The sequence below is a fragment of the Cupriavidus sp. 05T41 genome, from assembly GCF_056396525.1.
Window position 1 is genome coordinate 78,887 of record NZ_JBFTLQ010000006.1, and the last position, 14,358, is coordinate 93,244.

At 67.9% G+C, this 14,358-nt stretch carries 11 protein-coding genes and 1 pseudogene; 5 read left to right on the forward strand and 7 right to left on the reverse strand.

Annotated features, from left to right (window positions below; genetic code table 11):
* Positions 1 to 288: 288 nt before the first annotated feature.
* The gene (locus AC1DKV_RS05545) at positions 289 to 1,137 is read left to right on the forward strand and encodes a D-amino acid aminotransferase (protein WP_441649790.1); all 849 of its coding nucleotides are present in this window, start codon (positions 289 to 291) and stop codon (positions 1,135 to 1,137) included.
* A 10-nt stretch (positions 1,138 to 1,147) separates the two neighbouring features.
* Here the strand turns inward: AC1DKV_RS05545 and AC1DKV_RS05550 are convergent.
* From AC1DKV_RS05550 to AC1DKV_RS05565, 4 genes and pseudogenes are all read right to left on the reverse strand, one after another.
* Positions 1,148 to 2,530: pseudogene (locus AC1DKV_RS05550) on the reverse strand (MFS transporter).
* Between the two features lie 69 nt (positions 2,531 to 2,599).
* The gene (locus AC1DKV_RS05555) at positions 2,600 to 4,171 is read right to left on the reverse strand and encodes a benzoate-CoA ligase family protein (RefSeq protein WP_441613901.1); all 1,572 of its coding nucleotides are present in this window, start codon (positions 4,169 to 4,171) and stop codon (positions 2,600 to 2,602) included.
* Between the two features lie 39 nt (positions 4,172 to 4,210).
* Positions 4,211 to 5,755 carry a 3,4-dehydroadipyl-CoA semialdehyde dehydrogenase gene (locus AC1DKV_RS05560; RefSeq protein WP_441649792.1) on the reverse strand — a complete coding sequence of 515 codons (1,545 nt, stop codon included), beginning with the start codon at positions 5,753 to 5,755 and terminating at the stop codon, positions 4,211 to 4,213.
* 21 nt (positions 5,756 to 5,776) lie between these two features.
* Positions 5,777 to 6,241 (reverse strand): DUF4863 family protein, encoded by a 465-nt coding sequence (locus AC1DKV_RS05565; RefSeq protein WP_441613903.1) that lies wholly within the window; start codon positions 6,239 to 6,241, stop codon positions 5,777 to 5,779.
* 89 nt (positions 6,242 to 6,330) lie between these two features.
* On the opposite strand from AC1DKV_RS05565, the gene AC1DKV_RS05570 reads away from it, so the two are divergent.
* From AC1DKV_RS05570 to boxA, 4 genes are all read left to right on the forward strand, one after another.
* Entirely contained in the window at positions 6,331 to 7,305 is a 975-nt protein-coding gene (locus AC1DKV_RS05570; RefSeq protein WP_441649793.1) for a helix-turn-helix transcriptional regulator, read from the forward strand.
* A gap of 137 nt (positions 7,306 to 7,442) precedes the next feature.
* On the forward strand, positions 7,443 to 9,101 hold the full coding sequence (gene boxC / locus AC1DKV_RS05575; protein ID WP_441649794.1) for a 2,3-epoxybenzoyl-CoA dihydrolase: 1,659 nt from the start codon (positions 7,443 to 7,445) through the stop codon (positions 9,099 to 9,101).
* A 103-nt stretch (positions 9,102 to 9,204) separates the two neighbouring features.
* On the forward strand, positions 9,205 to 10,632 hold the full coding sequence (boxB, locus tag AC1DKV_RS05580; protein WP_441614070.1) for a benzoyl-CoA 2,3-epoxidase subunit BoxB: 1,428 nt from the start codon (positions 9,205 to 9,207) through the stop codon (positions 10,630 to 10,632).
* A 116-nt stretch (positions 10,633 to 10,748) separates the two neighbouring features.
* Complete coding sequence (gene boxA, locus AC1DKV_RS05585) at positions 10,749 to 12,026, forward strand: benzoyl-CoA 2,3-epoxidase subunit BoxA (protein WP_441649795.1); 1,278 nt, start codon at positions 10,749 to 10,751, stop codon at positions 12,024 to 12,026.
* Between the two features lie 100 nt (positions 12,027 to 12,126).
* On the opposite strand, the gene AC1DKV_RS05590 is transcribed toward boxA, so the two are convergent.
* From AC1DKV_RS05590 to AC1DKV_RS05600, 3 genes are all read right to left on the reverse strand, one after another.
* Positions 12,127 to 12,921 carry an HpcH/HpaI aldolase family protein gene (locus AC1DKV_RS05590; protein ID WP_441613907.1) on the reverse strand — a complete coding sequence of 265 codons (795 nt, stop codon included), beginning with the start codon at positions 12,919 to 12,921 and terminating at the stop codon, positions 12,127 to 12,129.
* A 149-nt stretch (positions 12,922 to 13,070) separates the two neighbouring features.
* Positions 13,071 to 13,766, reverse strand: coding sequence for a fumarylacetoacetate hydrolase family protein (locus tag AC1DKV_RS05595; protein ID WP_441649796.1), 696 nt, complete (start codon positions 13,764 to 13,766; stop codon positions 13,071 to 13,073).
* A 41-nt stretch (positions 13,767 to 13,807) separates the two neighbouring features.
* On the reverse strand, positions 13,808 to 14,230 hold the full coding sequence (locus AC1DKV_RS05600; RefSeq protein WP_441613909.1) for a VOC family protein: 423 nt from the start codon (positions 14,228 to 14,230) through the stop codon (positions 13,808 to 13,810).
* Positions 14,231 to 14,358: the final 128 nt, after the last annotated feature.

Consider the following 14,358-nt stretch of genomic DNA (forward strand, 5'->3'; position numbering starts at 1 on the left):
GTTGCCTCGCTCGTCGGATATCGGTTGGATGAAGCGATTATCGGGACGGGCGGGCTTTGCAAAAACCCCGCGGCCGGCAAATGATTCTTGCGGCGGGATCAAGGATGGCGTGCGGGCCACGGTGAGGCAGAAAGCACACGGCCGCCGTGGAAGCGGGCTGGAAGCAGCTCATGCCTATTTTGCATAACCAGGCGATGCGGCTTGTGGAAGAATGCCCCCATGCGCTGCTTGTGCTCGATGCGCGCATCGCACCCCATCCACGCTGGAACCTGCCCGAAGCCTGCCCCCATGAACGAAGACATTGTCTACCTCAACGGCGAACTCACGCCCCTGTCCGAAGCCCGCATTCCCGTGCTGGACCGAGGCTTTATCTTTGGCGACGGCGTGTATGAAGTCGTGCCCATCTACAACGGCAAGCCCTTCCGCCTGCCGCAGCACCTGGCGCGGCTGGCCCGCAGCCAGGAAACCATCGGCATTCCCAACCCGCACACCGATGCCGAGTGGATCGCCCTGATCGACCGCGTGGTCAAGGCCAACGGCCTGTCCGACCAGATGATCTACATCCAGGTCACGCGCGGCGTGGCGCGGCGCACCCATGCCTTCCCGAAGGAGGTGACGCCCACCGTGCTGATCATGACCAACCCGATGACGCCGCCGTCGGCCCAGATGCGCGAGCAGGGCGTGTCGTGCGTGACGCAGGAGGACAAGCGCTGGCTGCATTGCCAGGTCAAGTCCACCTCGCTGCTGGGCAATGTGCTGGCGGCGCAGAACGCGGTGGAGCACGGCGCCACCGAGAGCATCCAGTTCCGCGACGGCTTCCTGACCGAGGCTTCCGCCTCCAATGTGTGGATCGTCCGCAAGGGCCGCGTCGCGGCGCCGCCGAAGGACAACCTGATCCTCGAAGGCATCCGCTACGGCTGGATGGAAGAGCTATGCGCGGCGCTGGATATCTCGCTGGAGGCCCGCCGCATCACGTTCGATGAAGTGATGGCGGCGGACGAAGTCCTGCTGACCTCGGCCAGCAAGGAGGTCCTGCCCGTGGTGCGCATCGACGGCAAGACCGTCGGTACGGGCGTGCCGGGGCCGGTGTTCAAGCGCCTGTACGCGGCCTATCAGGAGGCGAAGACCGCGTCGTGACGGGCATGCCCTAAGCGGAGCGCCCGGCCTGCGCCAGCGCCGGCGCGTGCGCGGCGGGCTGCGCGGCTTCGCCACCCGCATGCATGGCCGAGGCCGAGCGCCGGTGATCGATCAGCAGCACCGCCACCACGGCGATCACCGCCGGCACCGCGATCGCCATGAAGTTCTGCTGTAGCGGCAGCGCCATGCCCACCAGGGCACCGATCACGATCGGCGCCAGGATGGCGCCGCTGCGGCCCACACCCGAGGCCCAGCCGATGCCGGTGGCGCGCACCGCCATCGGATAGAACTGCCCCGCGTAGGCATAGGTCACGATCTGCGTGCCGATGGTCGACGCGCCGGCCAGCGCCACCAGCAGGAACAGCACTTCGGTGGGCACCTTGAAGCCCAGCAGCGTGATGGACACCGCCGCCAGTGCATACATCCCCACCAGCACGTACTTGATATTGAAGCGGTCGGCCAGCCAGCCGCCGCCGATCGCGCCGATCATGGCGCCGAAGTTCAGCACCAGCACGAAGGTCAGCGCCGAGCCCAGGCTGTAGCCGGCGCTGGCCATCAGCTTGGTCAGCCACGAACTGAGCGCGTAGACCATGAAAAGGCACATGAAGAACGCGACCCAGAACATCACGGTGCTGAAGCCGCGGCCGTCCTGGAACAGCTTGCCGATCGGCGCGTCGCCGGCCTTGTCGGTGGCGGGCAGGGCGAACTAGTCATCGGGCCGCGGCTGGTAGGCCGGCTCCAGGCGCGACACGATGCGCTTGAGCGTGTCGAGGCGGCCGGTCCTGACCAGGAAGGGCATGGATTCGGGCATGACCTTGAGCACCACGGGGATCAGCAGCGCCGGCAGCGCGGCGGCGACGAATACCGACTGCCAGCCATAGCTTTCGATCAGTCCCTTGCCGAGCAGCGCGGCCAGCATGCCGCCCACGGAGTAGCCGCTGAACATCAGCGTGACCATGGTGCCGCGGATCTTGCGCGGCGAGTACTCGGTCATCTGCGCCACCACATTGGGCATCACGCCGCCGATGCCCAGCCCCGCCAGGAAGCGCGTGACGCTGAAGCTGACCGGGTCGCTGGCGAAGCCTGCTGCCGCGGTAAACACACTGAACAGCGCAATGCAGATGGCGATGGCGACGCGCCGGCCGAGGCGGTCCGCCACGGTGCCCATGACGACGGCGCCGAACATCATGCCGAACAGCGCCGAGCTGACCATGAAGCCGGCGCTGGTAGCGTCGACGCCCATGCTCTTCATGATGGAAGGCAGCGCAATGCCGACCACGGCAAGGTCATAGCCGTCGAAGATGATGATAAGGGCGCACCACAACAGCACCTGGCCGTGGAAGCGGTTGAAGCGGGCCTCGTCGGCCAGCTTGTGGACATCGATCTGACGCATGGTTGTCTCCGTTGTGTTTTTCGCCGCCGCGTGGCCGCGGCGGTCGGGGTGTGGCACGCGGCGCGGGCTTCAGGCCGGCGCGCCTTCCAGTTCGCGCAGCCGGAAGCGCTGGATCTTGCCGGTGGCGGTCTTGGGCAGCGCGGCAACGAACTCGATGACGCGCGGGTACTTGTAGGGCGCCAGGCGCTCCTTGACGAAGGCCTTCAATTCCGCCTCGCCGGCCTGCGCGCCGGCCTTCAGCACGACGAAGGCCTTGGTCCTGGTCAGGCCCGCGTCGTCGGGCACGCCGATCACGGCCGCCTCCAGCACGGCCGGATGCTGGGCCAGCGTGGCTTCCACTTCGAACGGCGACACATAGATGCCGCTGACCTTGAGCATGTCGTCGCTGCGGCCGGCGTAGCAGTAGCTTCCGTCGGGGTTGCGCACGTACTTGTCGCCGCTCTTGGTCCAGCCGCCGCGGAAGGTCTCGCGCGATTTCTCGCGGTTGCCCCAGTACATCAGCGCCGCGCTCGGGCCCTGGATATACAGCTCGCCCACCTCGCCATCCGGCACGGGGTGGCCTTCCTCGTCGCGCAGCTCCACCGCGTAGCCCGGCACCGGCCAGCCGGTGGTGCCGTAGCGCACCTGGCCGGGGCGGTTTGACAGGAAGATGTGCAGCATCTCGGTGGAGCCGATGCCGTCGATGATGTCGCAGCCGAAGTGCGCGGTGAAGCGTTCGCCGAGGTCGGCGGGCAGGGCTTCGCCAGCGGAAGAGCAAAGGCGCAGCGCCACTTCGCCGCGCGCGGGCAGGGCGGGCGAGGCCAGCATGCCCGCATAGCCGGTCGGCGCGCCGAAGAAGACCGTGGGCCGATGCGCCAGCCAGCGCCTGAAGGTGGCCTCCGGGGTCGGGCGCTCGGCCATCAGCACCACGGTGGCGCCGACGCTGAGCGGAAAGCTCAGCGCGTTGCCGAGCCCGTAGGCGAAATACAGCTTGGCCGCGGAGAAGCAGGTGTCGTGCTCGTCCAGACCGAGGATGGGTTTGGCGTACAGCTCCGCCGTCCAGTACGGGTTGGCGTGGCTGTGGAGCACGCCCTTGGGGCGGCCGGTGGAGCCCGAGGAATACAGCCAGAAGCCGGGGTCGTCGGGCCCGGTGCCGGCGGGCGCGGGCAGCGGCGCGTGACCGCCGAGCAGCGCGTCGAGCGCAAGCGCGCCGCCGTCGGGGGCGCCGTCGGGACGGGAGACGATGACCGTCTTCACTTCGTGGCCGCCCTGTGCCATGGCCTGGCGCAGCACCGGCAGCAGCGCCGCCGATACCAGCACCGCCTGGGCGCGGCTGTGCCCCAGCATATAGGCATAGTCCTCGGCGGTGAGCAGGGTGTTGACCGCCACCGGCACGATGCCGGCGTACATCGCGCCGAGGAAGGACACGGGCCAGTCGTTGCAGTCGTGCATCAGCAGCAGCACACGCTCTTCGCGGTGGATGCCGCAGCCCTGCAACGCGGCGGCCAGGCGGCGCACGCGCTCGGCCAGCGCGCCGTAGCTCAGGCTGCCGTGGTCGTCGACAAAGGCGGTCTTGGTCGCGCGCAGCGCATTGCGCTCGATCAGGTGCTGCGCGAAATTGAAGGGCGCTCCGGGCGGCTGGACTTGTGTTTCGGCGGTCATGCTTGTCTCCCCGTATCGGTGGGTTTGTCGCGCGCTGGCTTACAGGTGTGCGAGCACGTCGGTGCCGGCCTGCACGGCGCTGCGGCGGTGATAGAAGTTCAGGGCGCGCAGTCCGCCCAGCTCTTCGCCGCCGCCCGCGCGCCCCGGGCCGCCATGCAGCGATTGCGGCATGACGTTGCCGTGGCCGGTGTGGAGCTGCCCCACTTCAGGCGAGATCACGTGGACGCGGCCGTGGCTGTCGGCCAGTTCCACGGCCGTGGCAGCCAGCGCGGCGCTGTCGCTGCCGTACAGCGACGCCACCAGCGAGCCCTGGCCACGCCGCACCAGCGCCAGCGCGTGAGCGGCGTCGCGGTAGGGCACCAGCGTGGCCACCGGGCCGAAGACCTCGGTGTCGTGTACGCGGTCGGCGCCGTCGGCGTCGCGCGTGCCCAGCAGGGTGGGGCCGACGCAGCACGCCACGGCCGCGTCGGCATCCACCGGCGCGTGCGTGGCGCCGTCGTGCAGCACGTCGGCCTGCGAGCGCAGGCAGGCCAGGCCTTCGCGCACCGCGCCAAGCTGTGCGCGGCTGACCAGCGCGCCCATGCGCACCGCATCGTTGCGCGGGTTGCCCACGGTGATCTTGCGCAGGCGCGCGCCGATGGCCTCGGCGGCGGCGTCGTAGAGCGGTTCCGGGACGAAGATGCGGCGGATGGCGGTGCACTTCTGGCCGGACTTGACCGTCATCTCGCGCACGGCCTCGCGCGCCAGCAGGTCGAAGGCTTCGCTGCCGGCTGCCTCGCCGGGCAGCAGCAGCGCGGAGTTGACGCTGTCGGCCTCGATATTGACGCGCACGGAGCGTTGCGTCACCGCCGCATGGGAGCGGATCAGCGCGGCGGTATCGGCCGAGCCGGTGAAGGACACGACGTCGAACGGCTGCAACTGGTCGAGCAGGCCGGCCGCGCTGCCGCATACCACGGACAGGGCGCCGGGCGGCAGGATGCCGGCCTCGACCACGTCGCGCACCATGCGCTGCGTGAGCCAGGCGGTGGCGGTGGCGGGCTTGACGATGACCGGCACGCCGGACAACAGCGCGGGCGCGGCCTTTTCCCACAAGCCCCAGCCGGGGAAGTTGAAGGCATTGATCAGCAAGGCCACGCCGCGGGTGGGCGTGAGCACGTGCTGCGACTGGAATAGTGGCTCCTTGCCGAGGCGCGCGGCCTCGCCGTCGAGCAGGAAGCGACGCTCGCCGAGCGCGTCGCCCATCTTCGCGTAGGTGCCGAGCGTGAAGATGCCACCGTCGATATCGACCGCCGAATCGTTCCTGACCGTGCCGCTGTTGGCCGTGGCGATGTCGTAGTAGGCGTCGCGGTTGGCCTGCAGCACCTTGACGATGGCCCCCAGCATGGCGGCGCGCTCGCGGTAGGTGAGCGCGCGCAAGGCCGCGCCGCCCTGTTCGCGGGCGAAGGCGAAGCCGGCGGCGAGGTCGAGCCCGGTGGCGTCCACGCGCACCAGTTCGTTGCCCAGCACGGGATCGAGCAGCGCCGTGCCGGCGCCGGTCCCGGCCTGCCAGCGGCCGCCGAGATGGTTGGAAAGCAGTTCGGTCATGGTGCGGTTCCTGCGGGTTGCCTAACGGGTGAATTCGATGCGCCCGGCGGGCAGCAGATAGAGGACCAGGGCGCGGCCCTGGGTGACGGTGGGCCGGTGCGCGCTGCCGGGCGGGCAGACCAGCCAGCCGGCGGGTCGCCCGTCGAATCGCGCTTCGCCTTCGACGGGCATGATCAGGTCGATCTCGCCATCCGGATGCACGTGGTGCGGCCCGGCGATGTCCTGCATGTCGACCACGTCCACCGAGAAGCCGTGCAGTTCGTCGTCCGGCTTGAAGATGCGGCCGTAGCGGATGCCGCCGCCTTCCCGGTTGCACAGCCAGCCTTCGGCCACGCCGGTCTCGCAGGCGGCCTTGAGTTCGCGGTAGGTGGGGCTGGTGGCGCCGTGCTCTGCGTTGAGCCAGGCGTCGAGGCTGGCATCGAGCGGGCGGCCGGCGATCTGCGCCGTCAGCCGCGCGATCTGCGCACGGAATTCGGTTGGGGACATCTGGGGGGCTCCATTAGACTTAGCCGGGTTGCATACCGACGATTCATGCATTATTGTGCATGTGTGAAACATAGAGCCGACAAGAAATCATGTCAAGCAATATATTGCATGTTCCCGGGTTAACTCCGACCGGGCAGCCTGCGCCCGGGGGCGAGGGCGACGCCGGCGGCACGCAGCCGGCCAACGCCGCCGCGGGCGAGAAAAACGCGCTGCTGGTCTCGCTTGGCGAGCGCGTGCGCGACCTGCGCGCGCGCCGCGGCCTGACCCGCAAGGCCACCGCGCAGGCTGCGGATGTCTCGGAGCGGCACCTGGCCAACCTGGAGTACGGCAGCGGCAACGCGTCCATCCTGGTGTTGCAGCAGGTCGCGACGGCGCTGCAGTGCTCGCTGGCGGAACTGCTCGGCGACGTGTCCACCTCGTCGCCGGAGTGGCTGCTGATCCGTGAACTGCTGGAGCATCGCGACGAAGCCACGCTGCGGCGCGTGCGCATTGCCATCGGCGAGATGCTGGGCACCGGCGGCGGCAACGCCGCGCGCAGCCCGCGGGTGGCGCTGATCGGCCTGCGTGGCGCCGGCAAATCCACGCTGGGCGCCATGCTGGCGGAGGATCTCGGCTTCCCGTTCGTGGAGCTGAGCCGCGAGATCGAGCAGTTCGCCGGGTGCAGCATCTCGGAAATCCAGGGCCTGTACGGCATGAACGCCTACCGCCGCTACGAGCGGCGCGCGCTGGAAGAGGCCATCCAGATCTATCCGGAAGCGGTGATCGCCACGCCGGGCGGGCTGGTGTCCGATCCGGCCACCTTCAACCTGCTGCTGGCCCACTGCACCACGGTCTGGCTGCAGGCCGACCCGGAGGACCATATGAACCGCGTGCGCGCCCAGGGCGACCTGCGCCCCATGGCCGCCAGCAAGGAGGCGATGGAAGACCTGCGCCATATCCTGGCCGGTCGCGCGGCCTTCTATTCCAAGGCGGAGTTCAGCGTGGACACCAGCGCCGAGCCGCTGGATGCGACCTTCGCGTCCCTCCGGGACGTCGTGCGCAGGGCCTTGCAGCTACCGCTCTAGCCGTCGCATGGCCTGCGGGTCTCTTCCGCGAAAAGATGCACAATAGTGCTTGACGTAAATTCAGTGCATGAACTATATTTCGTTGCACTGGATTCCGATCAATGCACTATCGTGCTTCATCGCTGAGGAGACACAGCATGACTACCGCCCCCCGCGTCGACTACCAGACCGACCCGTCCCAATACAAGCACCTGAAGCTGACGTTCGACGGCCCCGTTGCCACGCTGGCGGTGGACATTGACGAGAATGCCGGCCTGCGCCCGGGCTACAAGCTCAAGCTCAACAGCTACGACCTCGGCGTCGACATCGAACTGAACGACGCGGTCAACCGCATCCGCTTCGAGCATCCCGAAGTGCGCACCGTGGTGGTCACCAGCGGCAAGGACAAGGTGTTCTGTTCCGGCGCCAACATCTTCATGCTGGGCGTGAGCAGCCACGCCTGGAAGGTGAACTTCTGCAAGTTCACCAACGAAACCCGCAACGGCCTGGAAGATTCCTCGACGCATAGCGGCCTGAAATTCCTCGCCGCGGTCAACGGCGCCTGCGCCGGCGGCGGCTACGAGCTGGCCCTGGCCTGCGACGAGATCATCCTGGTCGACGACCGCTCCTCCGCCGTGAGCCTGCCCGAAGTGCCGCTGCTGGGCGTGTTGCCGGGCACCGGCGGCCTGACCCGCGTGACCGACAAGCGTCACGTGCGCCACGACCTGGCCGATATCTTCTGCACCACCACCGAGGGCGTGCGCGGCCAGCGCGCCAAGGACTGGCGCCTGGTGGACGATATCGCCAAGCCCGCGGTGTTCGCGCAGAAGGTCCAGGAGCGCGCGCTGGCGCTGGCGGCGCAGAGCGACCGGCCGGCCGACGGCCGCGGCGTGGCGCTGACCCCGGTCGAATGCACCGTGGAAGCCGACGCCCTGCGCTACACCCACGTCACGGTGGAGATCGACCGCGCGGGCCGCAAGGCTACCTTTACCGTGAAGGCGCCGTCGGCCACCCAGCCGCAGACGCTCGGCGCCATCGCCGAAGCCGGCGCCGCCTGGTATCCGCTGCAACTGGGGCGCGAACTGGAAGACGCCATCCTGTCGATGCGCACCAACGAGCTCGACATCGGCACCTGGCTGATCAAGACCGAAGGCGAGGCCGCCAACGTGCTGGCGATGGACGCCACGCTGCTGGCGCACAAAGACCACTGGCTGGTGCGCGAGACCATCGGCCTGCTGCGCCGCACGCTGTCGCGCCTGGACGTGTCGTCGCGCAGCCTGTTCGCGCTGATCGAGCCGGGCTCGTGCTTTGCCGGCACCTTCCTCGAGCTTGCGCTGGCCTGCGACCGCAGCTACCACCTCGCGCTGCCGGACGATGAAGCCCGCGCGCCGAAGATCACCGTGGCCGAGACCAACTTCGGGCTCTACCCGATGGTGACGGGCCAGAGCCGCCTGGGCCGCCGCTTCTACGACGAGCAGCCCGCGCTGGAAGCGGTGCGCGCCCGCGCCGGCCAGGCGCTCGACGCCGACGCCGCCCATGCGCTGGGCCTGGTCACTGCCAACCCGGACGACATCGACTGGACCGATGAAGTGCGCATCGCGCTGGAAGAGCGCGCGGCCATGTCGCCCGACGCGCTCACCGGCATGGAAGCCAACCTGCGCTTCAACGGCCCGGAGAACATGTTCACCCGCATCTTCGGCCGGCTGACTGCCTGGCAGAACTGGATCTTCCAGCGCCCCAACGCTGTCGGCGAGAAGGGTGCGCTCAAGGTCTACGGCAAGGGCGACAAGGCGGCATTCGACTGGAACCGCGTCTAGACCTCACGCCCCCGCGTCGCGGCGCGTTTCCCGGTGGGGGCGCCGCGACCGACACCGCCCCTGCTCCACCAATGCCAATGCACAGCCAGCCACGGAGACCATGATGTCCGGCATCAACTACAGCGAAAAGATCCCCAACAACGTCAACCTCAGCGAAGACCGCACCCTGCAGCGCGCGCTGGAGCAATGGCAGCCGAACTACCTGAGCTGGTGGAACGACATGGGCCCGGACGGCTCGCAGAATTTCGACATCTACCTGCGCACGGCCATCAGCGTGGACCCGCAGGGCTGGGCCCACTTCGGCCACGTGAAGATGCCGGACTACCGCTGGGGCATCTTCCTCAATCCCGCCGAGGCCAACCGCAAGATCCATTTCGGCGACCACAAGGGCGAGGATGCCTGGCAGGACGTGCCCGGCGAATACCGCGCCAACCTGCGCCGCATCATCGTCACCCAGGGCGATACCGAGCCCGCCTCGGTGGAGCAGCAGCGCCATCTCGGCCTGACCGCGCCGAGCATGTACGACCTGCGCAACCTGTTCCAGGTCAACGTGGAAGAAGGCCGCCACCTGTGGGCCATGGTCTACCTGCTGCACAAGTACTTCGGCCGCGATGGCCGCGAGGAAGGCGAGGCACTGCTGGAGCGCCGCAGCGGCCAGCAGGACAACCCGCGCATCCTGCAGGCGTTCAACGAGGAAACGCCTGACTGGCTGTCCTTCTTCATGTTCACCTACTTCACCGACCGCGACGGCAAGTTCCAGCTGTGCGCGCTGGCGGAGAGCTCGTTCGATCCGCTGGCACGCACCACCAAGTTCATGCTGACCGAGGAAGCGCACCACATGTTCGTGGGCGAGAGCGGCGTGTCGCGCGTGATCCAGCGCACCTGCCAGGTCATGAACGAACTGAAGACCGACGACCCGGCCCGCCTGCGCGCGGCCGGCGTGATCGACCTGCCCACGCTGCAGCGCTACCTGAACTTCCACTACAGCGTCACCATCGACCTGTTCGGCGCGGACGAGTCCAGCAACGCCGCCACCTTCTACAGCACCGGCCTCAAGGGCCGCTACGAAGAAGGCAAGCGCACCGACGACCACGTGCTCAAGGGCCAGAGCTACAAGGTGCTGCAGGCCGTGGGCGGCCAGCTCGTGGAGAAGGAAGTGCCGATGCTCAACGCGCTCAACGAAGTGCTGCGCGACGACTACATCAAGGACAGCGTGGGCGGCGTGGAGCGCTGGAACAAGGTCATCGAGAAGGCCGCGATCCCGTTCCGCCTGAAGGTGCCGCACAAGGCGTTCCACCGCAATATCGGCGCGCTCTCGGGCGTGAAGATCTCGCCGGACGGCCGGGTGATTTCCGAGGCGGAATGGAAGGCCAACGTGGACCACTGGCTGCCGAGCGAAGCCGACCGGCTCTTCGTGGCCAGCCTGATGGGCCGCGTGGTCGAACCGGGCAAGTTCGCCAACTGGATCGCGCCGCCGGTGATGGGCATCAACCGCCAGCCGGTGGACTTCGAATACGTGCGTTTCAACTGAGCGAAGCATCGCCCGCGCGCACGAGCGGTACCCACGACAGGCGCCCGCATGGCGCCTGTCATCGAAAGGAAAGGGGAAGGCCCTGGCTACAGGGGTCGCATCACCCGGAGATCGCCATGGACATGTCCGACATCCAAGTCATCAGGCAGCACCTGATCGACCCCGAGATCTGCATCCGCTGCAATACCTGCGAGGCTACCTGCCCGGTTGCGGCCATCACCCACGACTCGCGCAACTATGTGGTCGATGCGGATAAGTGCAACGGTTGCATGGCCTGCATCTCGCCGTGTCCCACTGGCTCGATCGACAACTGGCGCACCATGCCGCGCGCCAAGGCCTACGGCGTCGGCGAACAACTCGGCTGGGACGAGCTGCCGGCCGAACTCACGCCCGAGCAATTGTCCGCGGCCGGCGTGGCCGCCGGTGCGCAGATGCCGGCCGAACCCGTGGCCGTGTCGCTGCCCGCCGCCGCCAGCGGCGAAGACGCCTTCGACAGCGCGCAGTTCGGCGCCACCGTGCCGCCGTGGTCGGCCGCGCATGCCTACACCAACCTGTATGGCGCCAAGGCCGCCAGGACCGTCACGGCCACCGTGACCGGGAACGTACGCGTCACCGGGGTGGGCCGCGACTACGACACGCACCACATCGTGCTGGACTTCGGCACGGCGCCGTTCCCGGTGCTCGAAGGCCAGTCCATCGGCATCGTGCCGCCCGGCGTGGATGCCAGCGGCCGTGCGCACCACGCGCGCCAGTATTCGCTGGCCAGCGCGCGCAACGGCGAGCGGCCCGGCTACAACAATATCTCGCTGACCATCAAGCGCGTGCTCGAAGACCACCAGGGCAATCCGGTGCGCGGCGTGGCGTCGAACTATATGTGCGACCTGCAGGTGGGCGACAAGGTGGAGGTGATCGGGCCGTTCGGCAGCAGCTTCCTGATGCCCAACCACCCGCGCTCGAATATCGTCATGATCTGCACGGGCACGGGCAGCGCGCCGATGCGCGCGATGACCGAATGGCGCCGCCGGCTGCGCAAGTCGGGCAAGTTCGAGGGCGGCAAGCTGATGCTGTTCTTCGGCGCGCGCACGCGCGAAGAACTGCCTTACTTCGGCCCGCTGCAGAACCTGCCGAAGGATTTCATCGACATCAACATGGTGTTCTCGCGCACGCCCGGCCAGCCCAAGCGCTATGTGCAGGACGCCATGCGGGAGCGCGCCGCCGACCTGGCCGCGCTGCTGGCGGACGCGAACACGTATTTCTACGTGTGCGGGCTCAAGAGCATGGAGGAAGGCGTGGTGCTGGCCCTGCGCGACGTCGCGCAGCAGGCCGGGCTGTCATGGGAGACGGTGGGCGCCGACCTGAAGCGGGAAGGGCGGCTTCATCTCGAGACGTATTAGACGTATTAGACGTATTCGACGTATTCGACGTAATAGACGTATGGAATGAGCGAGGCACGCCGTTGCCGGTGCGAGCCGACGCAAGCGGCCGGCGCTCTGCTCAATAGCCGTGCGACGTGCCGCCTGCCGGCGCCTTGCCGGCCCGCATCTGCGTCACCACCTGCCTGGCCCCGGCTGCCATCAGGCGGGCATCCGAGCCCACCGTGACAAAGCGGAAGCCCTGCTCGATGCGGCGCAATGCCGCCTCCGGCGCGCCGTTGTGGATGCCGGCGACCACGCCGTGCGCCTTGGCGCGCGCCACCACGTGCGCGATCGCGTCCGCCACCGGCTGGTCGACATCGTCGAAGGTGGGCCGGCAGCCAAGCGCGAGCGACAGGTCGGACGGGCCGATGTAGACCGCGTCCAGTCCCGGCACGGAGAGGATCTCGTCGAGGTTGTCCAGGCCTTGCCGGGTTTCGATCATGGCGAAGGTGACGATGGTCTCGTTGGCGCGCTCCGGATAGTCGGCGCCGCCGTAGAGCAGCCCGCGGATGGGGCCGAAGCTGCGCGACCCCTGCGGCGGGTAGTGCGTGGCGGCCACGAAGCGCTGCGCATCCTCGCGCGTGTTGATCATGGGGCAGATCACGCCATACGCGCCTGCATCCAGCACCTTCATCAGGATGCCGGGTTCGTTCCAGGGCACGCGCGCCACGGGCACGGTGTCGGTGGTCGAGACGGCGGTGAACAGCGCCAGCGCATCGCGATAGTCGAGCGCGCCGTGCTGCAGGTCGACGGTGAGGGAGTCCCAGCCCTGGTGGGCCATGGTCTCGGCCGCGAAGCTGCTGGGAATGGAGAGCCAGCCATTGACGACGGCCTGGTCGGCCGCCCACATTTTTCGAATCCGGTTTTCGCGCATGGGCTTTGTCTCCTGTCTTGTCCTCGCCGGGCAGCGTGCCACCTTGGTCTATAGGTTGTCGTACAAGGTTGGGCAAGTATAAGCCCACAAAGCAAAGGCGGGCCCACTTGTGTATCGGGGCCCGCCTTGGTTCCTGCCGTGGTCCGGTACTAGCGCTTGCCGACCGTGAACGCGATCTCGCCGATGCCTTCGATACCCGCGGTCACCGAGTCGCCAGGACGCAGTTCGCCCACGCCGGCCGGCGTACCGGTGAAGATCAGGTCGCCGGGAGCCAGGGTCACACTTTGCGAGACATAGGCAATCACGTCGGCCACCGGCCAGATCAGCTCGTTCAGGTCGCCGTCCTGGCGGGTCTCGCCATTGACCGCCAGCCAGATGCGTCCCTTGGCGGGATGCCCGACGCCGGCCACCGGGTGCAGCGGGCCGCACGGGCCGGAAGCATCGAAGCTCTTCGACCAGTCCCACGGCCGGCTCATCTTCTTGGCCACGTCCTGCAGGTCGCGGCGCGTCATGTCCACGCCCACGCCGTAGCCCCACACCAGGTCCAGCGCCTGTTCGGGCGTGACGTTGGCGCCGCCCTTGCCGATCGCCACCACCATCTCGATCTCGTGGTGGAGGTTTTCGGTCAGCGGGGGATAGGCCACCGTGCCTTCGGCCGGCACCACGGCATCGGCCGGCTTGGTGAAGAAGAAGGGCGGATCGCGGTCCGGGTCATTGCCGAACTCGCGCGCATGCGCCGCGTAGTTGCGGCCCACGCAGAACACGCGGCGGATGGGAAAGCGGGCGTTGCTGCCGGCCACGGCGACGCTCGCCTGCTCGGCGGGCTGGATCACGAAATCGGTCATCTTTGAATCCGTAGTGAGGGGCGTGAAAAATGGCTGCGTGCTTACTTGGCAAAAACCTGGCTCAGATCGCCGAAGGCCTTGAACTCCAGGGCATTGCCCGACGGGTCGAGGAAGAACATGGTGGCCTGCTCGCCCACCTGGCCCTTGAAGCGCACATGCGGCTCGATCACAAAGCGCGTATTGGCCGCGCGCAGCCTGCCGGCCAGCGCTTCCCATTCTTCCATCGGCAGGATCGCGCCGAAGTGCCGTACCGGCACGTCGTCGCCATCCACCGCGCTGGTGGCGCGATGGCCGCATTCCTCGGGCGCCAGGTGCGCCACCACCTGGTGGCCGTAGAAATTGAAATCGATCCAGGCGTCGGAGCTGCGGCCTTCGGGGCAGCCGAGCAGGCCGCCGTAGAAACGGCGCGCCTCTTCCAGGTCATTGACGGGAAAAGCCAGGTGGAAAAGCGGGGTGGCGCTCATGGGAGGGCTCTCTTGGGGGAGGGATTGTCGGACTCAGCCGCGCGCAGGAAAAACCGCGGCGGCGCTGGTGCGTTGATTGTAATCAGCAGAACTCGTAATATGAAACGAATGTTTTACGCGCTAAGCAT